Here is a 10,906-nt window from a genome sequence, read left to right on the forward strand (position 1 = left end):
GATTAGTAGTGCCTAGCTATTTTCGTTTTGTGATGGCTGATGTGGCAGGAGATATGAACAAGCATCAGATTTTGATACTCGTTTGTACCGCCTCGATTAACTGGTGTTTTGTGGTGTAGCTCCAGTCCTTCATCAGTATCAGTTAACGAACATTTGCAAATTGGGCATAAAAATCGTTGTTTCTTGGCAAGTTTCTGTCTGCTCTGTACGTTGTTCATCTCGAACTTCTTTATGTCCCTTAACTGAAAGTACCCTTTCAGGTATTTGTCATGAGGACTGTGGTTGCCCGTGATTTGAACGTGTCTCTTGATAGGTGTCCACTTTGCTTTGGTGATTTGACTTCCGCTAATTGGGTCTGTCAGTATCCATTGATCTTTAGAGACGCCTGTTCTGTCTGGCTTGAAGTACTGTTTGCTGATCCATCCCCATGTTTTAAGTGGGTGGAGTCTTTTCAAGAAGTTCACGGTTAACCTGAAGATGTAATCGTCAAGGTCTCCCATGGTCTCTTTAGCAACAGCTACTCTCCAGTAGTTGGCATAACCTCGGATGATAGGATTGAGTTCCCCTATTAAGCGGTAGACGTTCTTTCCTGTATTTCTGAGGAATACGTCTTTCACCTTGGCATAGGCTTTCTTTACGCTCTCCTTGCTAGGTGTCACAAGAAATACTGGGCCCCGTTTGCGTTGGTATCTCCTAAAGTTAAAGCCAAGGAAGTCGAATCCATCTTGGATATAAGTGATCTTCGTCTTTTCTTGTGAAAGTTGAAGACCTCTATCTCGTAGATAGGGTTCGAGCTTACCGTACATGCTTTCGGCTTCTTCTCTGCTATGGCAGATAATGATAAAGTCGTCTGCGTATCGGATTACTCCAGGGCTATCCTTTTTAAGTGATAGGCTACCCTTGCTAACGAGGGAGGGTTTGGTTTCGTATCTGACTCCGATAGCATCTTCCATTCCATGTAGAGCAATGTTCGCCAGTAAGGGAGAGATAATCCCGCCTTGTGGTGTACCTGCTTCTGTGGTGTGGAAGACTTCGTTGTCAACGTAACCAGCCTGTAACCATTTCTTGATAATATCCGTTGCAGGGAATCTGGATACTTGATTCAAGATGAATTCATGATTTAGGTTGTCAAAACAACCTTTGAAGTCACCTTCAAATATCCAGCTTCTGTAGGTTTTTCCTTTGAGCTTCATGTAGATGGCTGTAAGCGCATCGTGAGTACTTCGCTTAGGACGGAAACCGTAGGACGTTCCTTCGAAATGGTATTCCCATTGTGGCTCAAGTGACATTAGTGTAAGGCTCTGGTATACCCTATCTATTATGGTAGGGATACCAAGAGGGCGAAGTTTGCCGTTTTTCTTCTTGATGTAGGTGCGTAAGGCTGGTTTAGGTTTGTGCAGTTTGATGCTTAATCGAGTCATGGAGTTGTATAAAACAACACGTTGTTCGGCTTTAAGCACCTTCATGCCATCTACGCCAGCAGTTCGCTTACCTTTGTTGATTTGTGTGACACGCTTGATCGCGAGTAGCAAAGCAGCTTTACTTCTTAGTAAAAGTCTCTGAAGGTCACGGACCTTTCTTTTCTTGCCGAGACGTTCGGCATGGTAAATCCGCTGTTGGAGCTTCCTCACGTATTTTTCGAGTTTCTGCCAGTTGACAGAATCCCAATCCATAAGTGGAGGAATAGCGGACATGGTTTTACATGCGTTCATCGCATATTTCCTCCTCAAAGAGTATCCTTTTCGTTTTTCACCATGACGTGCACCTGCAGGAATTCAGCACTCTTTCGAGTTGCACCATAGGTACTATCCGTCCAGTTATTCTCATTCCTGTCGTCTTTCGACTGACGGCTTTCGCTTTTTCCTGCATCCTTTACCCTCTACGGCATCACTAGACCTTACGGCTTCGTTACCATTTGCTGGACCGTGTAGGGCTTAACAAGTTCAGCTCCACGCAGATACGAATGGGTTAGGTTCCTTCACTGCACCGGTGAGTGTATGGGTTGCAACCAAGTGGCACGACAATCCACTCTTCCTACTCACATTACTGACGGCGTTGCTGAGTCTATCCGTCGCTACGGTCACGATGCTTAAAAAGGTTCACTTGCGTTAACCATGCCATTCTTCCCCTCGACCTGATTCCTATGACTCTAAAGAATCATTAGCCTTTTGCCTCCTGCAACCAACCCCGAAGTTACCCTCGACGCTGTTTCGGTGGGGATATCCCTGCAACTGGGAAAGCTAGTCTCCTAGCACTGCGTTACTTAATGAGAGAAGCTGCTTCTTGTCGCACTGTCGTTCCCGTAATTCACCCGATCCATCCAGGTCTGCTTATCGGTATCCCAAATTGAGAGGCGCCCCAGCAATTCTACGGAGAAATCTTCCATGTTTTCGTTCACATCGAAGAATTCATGCCGCCAATTCAGCGGACCTACGACCTCGTTGAGACGATCGACAATCCACTGGATGCTAACGTAGGATTGTCCTTCATAGTTCACGCCATAAGCCGTGTACGGAAATGGTGCGTTAAGCAGAACGCTCAGATTGGTTGTTGTGTTGGACATGGGTAACTCGCTCCTTCGCAGGTTTTTTGGATTTACGCGGGATGATATGTTCATCCCCAATCAAACCGATCACATCTTCCAGGTACAAAATGCCGTCTGCCATTTCCTTAACGAGTCGAGCCGGTTGGGTACGGCTAACGACAGCTACGACCTTGGATCGCAATTTTGCTCGCTGGATGGCAGGGACAAGATCCGTATCCCCAGAAAAAACAAAAAGGAGATCGAAGTCGTTAAGGCTAAACTCAAATAAGTCCAACCCAATCGAATGGCGATAGGTAAGAGTATTCCTCGATAACATACGCTATCGGTCGGAATCTCCTTTCCCCCGCCTCACACCGTACGTGAATGTTTTCATTCATACGGCGTTCCATCGATCACTCTTACACTCCCATTAGTTTTGCAACTTGGCTCTAAACTTCAGAATCTTATTCCAAACCGTCTGCCCAAGGTCGGCATGTTCAATGCCGTCATGGATATACTGGTGACATTCCAAATGTGTCGAAGCAAGCTCATTCACTCGGTTGACCAACTCGATTGGCAGATATGGCCTTATGTGGTGCGTGTGCACCTCATAGGGTGATAAATATATGCCGCACACTCTGCATTTGCCTTTGTCTCGGTTGTACGCATAGATTCGGTTGAGGAAGAACTCGAAGTTATACAGCTTCTTCTTCCGTTCGGCTTTGAAACTTCGGAGGTTCATCATGACCCCGTAAGATGTTCTTGTGGAGAGCATCTCGTCAGCCCGTGCTTTTAGGCTAGGCTTTTCGGAGCGGGACTCGTAAATAGCCCGTCCTTCGGGGGTGTATGGTGTCTCGTTCTGTCTCTTAAGAGCAGTCTTTTCTTTTCTCCACTTTCCAAAACTGAGATCAGTGATCCCGTACCAGACGCCCTTATAGGGTATGGCTGGTATCAGCGTATTGTAGTCGTGGTGAATCGAGATTAAGTTATCCACCTGATTTGCAGGCTTCCAACATCCGCCCATCCCCATTCTCTTGACGCATTTGAATCCGGTATACCGTATTCGCTGTGCGTATGGACGGAGGCTGCGGTGAATGTTGGTGGTGACATCGTAGTATTCGATCAATCCTCTTATTTGAGAGTTGAGAATATTGATGCCATGGACCATCTGCTCAAGTCCGTTACCTTTTTTGTAGCGATATAACCCCTTGACGTTGCGAATGTTTTGTTTGATCTCTTCCAATTTACTGCGGAGACGGCCTTTGTCGGGTCTGGTGCACGGTATAAATCCTTGCCGTGACTTTCCTGGCCTAACGTTAAATTCGAATCCTACAAAGTGGATTGATTTCTTCCTGACATTCGTTATGAGCGTCTTTTCTTCGGAGAGTTCGATAGCAAGACTGTTTTTGAGAAAATGGCTAATACGCCACTTCCACTTTTCCGCATTTTCCTTGGAGTTGGTGATCAAAACCCAATCATCCGCGTATCTGACAAAGTATGCAGGTTTGAGATTGGTCTTGTGGAGAACGCCTAGGAACCCGTTTCGGCTCTTTGCTTGTGATCTCCGCAATTTCTTTTCTTCCCATTCTCGGATAATCCACTGATCGAGGGCATGGAGGTATGCGTTGGCAAGGAGTGGCGAGATGATTCCGCCTTGGGGTGTACCCACGGTGTTAGTATCACACTCACCCATGATTCCTGCCTTAAGCATTTCCTTGATAATGCAGAGAATTCTCCGGTCCCGTATGCCCAAATGCCATAGTTGGCTAATCAGTATACGATGATTTACATTGTCGAAGAATTTCTTTATATCCCCTTCTACTATCCAGCGATATCCGGTTTTGTGTACGATGTCCGTCACCCGGTTAAGGGCCATGTGAGCATCGCGCATGGGTCGAAAACCATATGAGTGTTTGAAGAACTGCGCTTCAAGGATGGGTTCAATGGTGGATCTGATGCACTCTTGGATAATTCGATCAATGATGGCCGGAATACCAAGAGGTCTCATTTCCGTCTTGCCGGGTTTCGGTATCCACTTGCGTCGAACCGGAACTGGCTTGTACCTATTGAATCCTTCCTTGACCCGTTGAACGACTTCTTCATAATCTTTATGAAGGAAATGTTCACGAAGGGTTTCGGCGTCGGTTCCGGGGGTGTTCGCCCCTTTGTTTGCTTTGATTTTGTGGATTGCAGTCAGTATGACCGTTTCTGAAGAGGCAATCTCCAGAAGTCCTTTGATGCAAGGTTTTGTGCCACCGTCGATGGCATTCAGAGTATTGCTGTACAGGCGATCCTGTATATTTCTGAATTGTGATTCCGTTGTAGGGCTGTCAAGTTCTTGTACCACTGGCATCACCCCTTTCGGAGTTATTGCCTCATTTGGCTTTAGTCAGGTTCGCTCAACGGCTTCCTTGACTGTTGCGTCTCTAATGGGACTTTAGTGATCGACTATGCCCCTTCGCCATGTACGTGGCTTTCCCACGCTCGGACTACTACGGGCAGCTGCCATCGGAATAATGCGGTCATTTCCTACCGCTTAGAGGCATCAGATCTAAACATCTTTGTCAGCCTCTTTCCGATTTCCGTTGTTCCCTATTCCATCTGCCTTACATACTGACTTAGCCCTCTCCTTTGACCCGTCATCCGTCTTTTCAGCCCTGATTGGAGGCTTAAAGACACTTCACTTCTATGAGTGAGTACAGCGCCGACAGACATGAGTACCGGAGCCGCGAATGAACCGCATTTGAAGCGGAAGACATCTTCTGTTTCGATGCCTTGGAGTTGTCGAGCCGTACAAACGGAGATTCCTGGTGTGTAGGCATATCAGCTTTATGGCCCCCCCGATTACTTCGCTAACCTCTTCGCAGGTCTGCTTTTCACCGACTTCGCCGAGCTTCGAACACTTCTCTGTTTAGTGAGAAGCGCACGTCGGAGTTCTAGGGTAGATTGCCAATCTTCAATCTAGTTGGGGGTTGCACCCAACATGTGGAATAGAGTTACTCACTTTTGGATGAGCCTCAGTTTTGTTGCGCATTACTGCGCAGGTTGTCTGAGAACAACGCGCACCATATCGACTCCCTTTTCCATCAGGCTGCCGGTTCGGTCAGCGATACAAAATCCTTCGTGGACTTGTATGTCGTCGCGCTCGAGCGCCTGAAAAAACCTTTTCCGGTCAAAATACTTTGATCCGGCTACATCTTTCGGTGGAAGACTTCCGTAGAAGTGATATCCTACGTCTGCACGACCGAAATCCCGATTCAGTACCGTGTGAATGGCACGATAGAACTCTACCCAAGGTCGGATGCCTTGAATCCCTATGTCGTGAAGCTGACCGATCGCATTGATTTCATCGACCATAATCGCGGCTCTCATGACGCAATCACATCCAAAGGAATAGTGAGTTGCACTTCAAACTTGCCGCTATCCGTGAGGAAATCAAGCCTAGCAGCATCACTTAGAACCCCGCGTCCTGACCGCTTCATGACCTCCAGAATCCACGAATTCGTTGATTCAATGCGGATCGCTGAAATACGGTATTCCGGATGCGATTTGTTCCAAATACGGCTTTCCCCTTGTCTTGGTGCAAACCCGAGAGCTTTTAGCTCCGAACCGGGAAAAGGCCCATCAAAAACGAATTGCAGGTCCTGGCATCGCCCTTGAAGCAGTCTTTGCAGTTCCGCAAACAATTCAGGTACGTACTCCACATTTGCAAATTCGATCTCATGATGGACTATCGAGGAATTATACCGATTCATCCGGAACTCAGGTTTCTTTGGTGGCACTACCTCGACGTTATCCCACATTGATTTGATGCGCTTCAGATTCCATTCCACACACATTCTCTCCCTTCGGCTTTTGATAAGTCGGCAAAACAAAAAAAACCGACTCTTCAGAAGCAGATCGAATTCTCGAAATCCAAAAAGGACTTCATAATCTGCGTCTCAAGAGACGGTTCTTTGAAATTGGGCATAGGAAGCCCTGAGATCAATTACATAAAAAGGTAAATTCAACGGTACTCCCTGGGCCGCATGGCGGGAGCAAGAGAAAAAAAGAAATGTATGCCCAAATTATAGCACATTGGCGTCTTACTGAAAAGCACGGGTGTCAAACTATGGAGGGGGTAATGCAGAAGAAAAAACAGCCCTCGAAAAGGACTGTGGCATGATTTCTGGATTATGATGGCTCTGTATATATGGGGCGTTCGCCCATTAGCGATTTATAGAAGTTATGTATCGCGGTTAAGTGATCCTTTGGAATCTCGACTAATTTTGGAGTGGTGCCATAGGGGTCTTTCACTCGTAGAATTTGTATCGTTTCGGTTGTGTCTTCAAAGGCAACATACATGTTTCCGCTATATTCAAAGAGCTTCTTGAATGAGCACTTTATCGTCTCATTATTTTCGTTTGCCATAATAAAGTCAACCGTTGCTTTTCTCCGTGTATTATCTTGTACGGTTGTCATAGGGTCACCTGTCTCTTCGGTGAAATAAAAACAGGAAAAGGCTCGATTTACTTTCCATCAAGCCTTTTCCGATCTGAAATAGCCTCAATCTTCAAAGTCGTCATGGTCGTTTACACGCGATTCCGAGAAATACTCAGAAGCTCTCATGCCAGGTGCGTCTTCCAATAGGAACTTGATCGTGCTTGCCGTCATCTTCTTCTCGGAATTGTTGTATTCAAGGAAGGTATCCCGGCTCATACCTGCCAATAACCGCTCGTCTGTAGTAAAGCGGAGCGGGACTTCAGGCATGTATTGTTCTGCGATGCGGCTAAGTAGAGGGATCCGGCTATCGCCATCTGCGATCAACATAATGCGTGCGGGGCGCTTATGATCCGGAAGTTTAAGATAAACCTGCCGCAAACGCGCAAAGCGTTCAGCGGTTTTGCGGATAAAATCTTTACTCGGGCGAAACACCTCTACCCAGAACTGGAGGAAGTCATTACGGTCCCGAATAACCTCGAAGGAGGCAACCGGAATATGGAACACGTTTTGATCGACGCGGATCACCGGCCGTCGCTGCCAAGAGATTAGGCGGTCAATTCGTACGAGATCGGTATACAATTCATTTGCCACAAGGTCAACGAAATAAGGAGTCATATCCGGGCCCTGGCCAGGACTGTACTCCACCGGGCGCGCCCATTGCTCTTCGTTTAATTTACGGTGGAACAAGATTTCTGCCGCATCTGCACCTACTTTTGTCAGTATATAGGCAAGCGGCTTTTTCCGCTCGTCCTTGAGTGGGGTCGACCACCTATAGGCGCATATGATACCGCGACTGCGGCATCGTTTAATGAAATCAACGCCTGATCTTTCGCCAGGCTGAAGACCGGGGAATATAACCCGCTCCAGTTGCTTCCGGGTCATCGTCCTGTTCGTGGAAAGTACATCAACCAGCTTCAAGTCGTTCTTCGATACATCTGCACCATTAACTTGTGCATCCAGCCAGTAACGCCCATTTTGCAAGCCGAACTTCGGATCGTGGTACTCGATGGTAGCATAAGGGTCGGAGAACATCCCGAACCGTGTTCCGTCCGGAAGAAGGAGCTCGTAAATATCGCTCCGACAAACGGAGTCAGTGTACGGATTCAGGTGCTCAGGCACCATCGGGGAGGAACGGGGGAACGATGTTTCTCGCTCCCCCGTTCCTCCCTTCGGACTCATCTCTTCGAAGCTGGTAAAATTACCTTGAGCCATAAGAATCGATTCGTCCATAGCGGGCATTTTCCCGTTTTCTTGAATATTGGGGAACGAATGCAACTGCCTTCATGCGCCGACCCGCCGCATCGATTTTCGCAATACGAACCCGAATGTTTTCGCCTTCTTTGAAGATGTGGTTTCCGCTGTAAGGAGGGAAGTTCGTACGAACGACAAGGCCCGGAGAATCCACCAACTCGACGAACATTCCGTGTTCCGGATGAATTTTCTTGATTGCACCGACGTATATACCGTTTACTTGGTAGTTGACAATATTGGTCCAAGGATCAGTCTGGAGTGTGCGGCTGTCGACCGTAATCTTGCCCTTTTGATCCTTGGTCGGACGGGTAACGTTTGTGATTTTCACCGGCAGCGTATCACCGATCTCGAATGCCTCGGTCAAATCCTCGTAGAACACATAACCGACTTCAGACCGGTTCAGCTCGTAAGGTATGCCCTCCACAAGCAAGAACAAGGTGTATTGATCGACACCGCGGACAAATGCTTCGAACACATGCCCTTCTTGGGCTTCCTTCCAAAAACGCTCTGCTCTCTTCTCAAGCGCTTTAGCACGGTTGGCAAGGAAAATACCCACTGTTGCCGATTTGTCGATGATGACATCATCAACGATAAACTCCAGTTCTCGATCCAAGTAATACTGGATGCCGCGCAGATTATAGTTGTCAACATTAGACTTCGGAAGGTAGCCGTAAACGCCGTTGAAATCAATTTTTAATACTTCTTCTTTGCTGTCGCCAAGTGCCTTGGTCTCAATACCGATCGTGTGACCAACCATGATCCGGCCAGTGCGGTGTGCTTCCTTGATATCCGCCCAAGAGCGCATTGCCGGAGTAATACCAAACTCCTGAGAATTCTGACTCGACATGCAAAATCACCTTTCCTTCGTGTTGATTTAGAGTTAGGTCCGGAACGCAAAAAAGCACCTGCGCATGGGGGTTCCCCAAATCGCAGGTGCTTCCTGAGATGTTCCGGACAATTTTTCACTTGAGTCCATTGTAAAGCGAACCCGTCTTACTGTCAATTGATTGGTGTCGTTTTTGGAGCAACGAGATATCACTCTCGAGGCTCCTGATATTTTTTGGTGAATGAAACATGATTTTGTTACCACTCAATCCTTTTTTCCAGTTTTCCAATAGTAGCTCCCTGGTACACGGTCATAAAGCGTTTGTTCTCCCTTATTGAATATCCAGGTCTCAGCTCTCCGAATAAATACATCCATGAATATGTTGCCAAAGAATTTACGTGATTTCACTTCATCACCGCACATGATTTCGTATATCGGTAAAAACACAGTGTTATTCCAATCCGCTCCTGGCACCCAACTTGAATAATGAATATCCTTATTGTAAATCTCTTCATCCAGTCTTTTATAAATGGCATCTAGTGCTTCTGGGTCCATCCTTCTTTTCCAGGTTTCAAATTGCTGATAATGAAACACGTACCGAATTGGCTTTCCCTCCACTGTGAATAGCATATAATTCTCCTTTCGGTGAGGACGTTCACTCTCCCCCCTCTACAAACGTTTCAATTCCCCCTTTAAAGCCGCGTTTTCACAGAATATAAATTCAAATATTAATACTAATGTTTATATGTAAATAAAAAGATCACCTGCTTATGCAAATGATCTTCGTATCTGTAAATCCCAAGGCCAAACGTTACTTAATTTTTTTGATATTAGGTTTAGCGGCTTCTTGGTTCATTTCATCAATTACATTTGCTACCTTTCCAGCAAATTTCATGTGATGCTCGTTCCATCCGCCGTTATTACTGATTGTATGTGCCCAAGCGGCTGCCCCTCCTATCCATCTTTTCCCATTCCAAAATTTTGGTCCATTTGTGTTAAACATAGCTTGCATCCTCCTCAAGAGTTTTTGCCACACTTCTTAATACTTTTTCTTGTTTTCCTTTGCGGTCCCTCACCTTTTTGGCCAACACTTTACAACTGTCAAATTCACCAGGACGCGCTTCTTTATGATATTTAAATTTTTTCGCCCTTTGTTGGGGAGTTAAATCTTCTATAAATTCCTGACAATGATCGCACCTAACAGGTCCTAAGGGCTCCCCTTTCATATAATTAAGTAGTTCTGAGTAAATAAAATTTTCAAAAGAAGTGTGTTGTAGTTGTAATTTAAATATTGGATCTCTACCTCTATAAAGCGTTGGGGATGTGTCAAAAACATAAGTGATTTTTTCTAGCTTGTTGTTTAGCTCGAGAGTCCTTTCTCCAACAGGGCCGCCAATGTAAGTAAAGTTTGTTATTTTTCCCGTTTGGTCCAATTCATCCTGCATGATACGTAACTTTTTGTTTGCTTTGGAAAATTCATTTAGATACATCCTTACATCCTCTTGCACCTTAATTATTTGGATTCGTTTTCCATAGAGAAAATTAATAATTTTTTCAACAGGATACTCTTCTGGTAAAATGCAAGTTTGCAGCCACAATTCAGCTTCTTCATCATTACAGCGGTTAGCAAGTTGTTCGATCAATGTCATTAGCTTACTTTGATCTGTTTCAAGTAAATTATCCGTTAGATAAGAAACCTGCTTAATATTATTAAAATTAATTTGTGAGAACAAAAGAATAAACCACTTTTTGCCATTTTCCACTTATTTAGCACCACCTGACTTTTATTAATCTAAGTATAAACAAAAATAATTCCACCTAAT

The 10,906-nt window shown here is 45.6% G+C and carries 12 protein-coding genes; all 12 read right to left on the minus strand.

All coding sequences use genetic code 11. The features are described from left to right. Positions 1-2: 2 nt before the first annotated feature. The 12 genes from ltrA (G519_RS42835) to G519_RS0112915 all read right to left on the minus strand — a co-directional run bounded on the left by ltrA (G519_RS42835) (position 3) and on the right by G519_RS0112915 (position 10,846). On the minus strand, positions 3-1,712 hold the full coding sequence (ltrA, locus tag G519_RS42835) for a group II intron reverse transcriptase/maturase (protein WP_036632813.1): 1,710 nt from the start codon (positions 1,710-1,712) through the stop codon (positions 3-5). Positions 1,713-2,263: 551 nt separating this feature from the next. Beyond that, a complete protein-coding gene (locus tag G519_RS0112860) occupies positions 2,264-2,563 on the minus strand; it encodes a hypothetical protein (RefSeq protein WP_029195047.1) in 300 nt (99 codons plus the stop codon). Further along, positions 2,526-2,726 carry a hypothetical protein gene (locus G519_RS53510; RefSeq protein ID WP_327195615.1) on the minus strand — a complete coding sequence of 67 codons (201 nt, stop codon included), beginning with the start codon at positions 2,724-2,726 and terminating at the stop codon, positions 2,526-2,528. The genes G519_RS0112860 and G519_RS53510 overlap by 38 nt, the downstream gene beginning before the upstream one ends. 228 nt (positions 2,727-2,954) lie before the next feature. Next, entirely contained in the window at positions 2,955-4,871 is a 1,917-nt protein-coding gene (gene ltrA / locus G519_RS0112870) for a group II intron reverse transcriptase/maturase (protein ID WP_029195049.1), read from the minus strand. Positions 4,872-5,557: 686 nt separating this feature from the next. Then, positions 5,558-5,896, minus strand: a complete 339-nt coding sequence (locus G519_RS0112875; RefSeq protein WP_029195050.1) for a hypothetical protein — start codon at positions 5,894-5,896, stop codon at positions 5,558-5,560. Continuing rightward, entirely contained in the window at positions 5,893-6,357 is a 465-nt protein-coding gene (locus tag G519_RS0112880; RefSeq protein WP_029195051.1) for a hypothetical protein, read from the minus strand. The genes G519_RS0112875 and G519_RS0112880 overlap by 4 nt, the downstream gene beginning before the upstream one ends. Positions 6,358-6,697: 340 nt before the next feature. Further along, positions 6,698-6,985, minus strand: a complete 288-nt coding sequence (locus G519_RS0112890) for a DUF1292 domain-containing protein (RefSeq protein ID WP_029195052.1) — start codon at positions 6,983-6,985, stop codon at positions 6,698-6,700. Between the two features lie 84 nt (positions 6,986-7,069). Beyond that, complete coding sequence (locus G519_RS0112895; protein ID WP_029195053.1) at positions 7,070-8,236, minus strand: hypothetical protein; 1,167 nt, start codon at positions 8,234-8,236, stop codon at positions 7,070-7,072. Next, positions 8,205-9,104: a hypothetical protein gene (locus tag G519_RS0112900; protein WP_029195054.1), complete on the minus strand. Its 900-nt coding sequence runs from the start codon at positions 9,102-9,104 to the stop codon at positions 8,205-8,207. Before G519_RS0112900 ends, G519_RS0112895 begins: the two co-directional genes overlap by 32 nt. Before the next feature lie 243 nt (positions 9,105-9,347). Further along, complete coding sequence (locus G519_RS0112905) at positions 9,348-9,713, minus strand: hypothetical protein (protein WP_029195055.1); 366 nt, start codon at positions 9,711-9,713, stop codon at positions 9,348-9,350. A 181-nt stretch (positions 9,714-9,894) separates the two neighbouring features. Continuing rightward, a complete protein-coding gene (locus tag G519_RS0112910; RefSeq protein ID WP_036632817.1) occupies positions 9,895-10,086 on the minus strand; it encodes a hypothetical protein in 192 nt (63 codons plus the stop codon). Further along, a complete protein-coding gene (locus tag G519_RS0112915) occupies positions 10,079-10,846 on the minus strand; it encodes a hypothetical protein (protein WP_029195057.1) in 768 nt (255 codons plus the stop codon). The genes G519_RS0112910 and G519_RS0112915 overlap by 8 nt, the downstream gene beginning before the upstream one ends. Positions 10,847-10,906: the final 60 nt, after the last annotated feature.

Origin of the sequence: Paenibacillus alginolyticus DSM 5050 = NBRC 15375, assembly GCF_000422905.1 — a bacterium.
GTDB lineage: Bacteria > Bacillota > Bacilli > Paenibacillales > NBRC-103111 > Paenibacillus_E > Paenibacillus_E alginolyticus.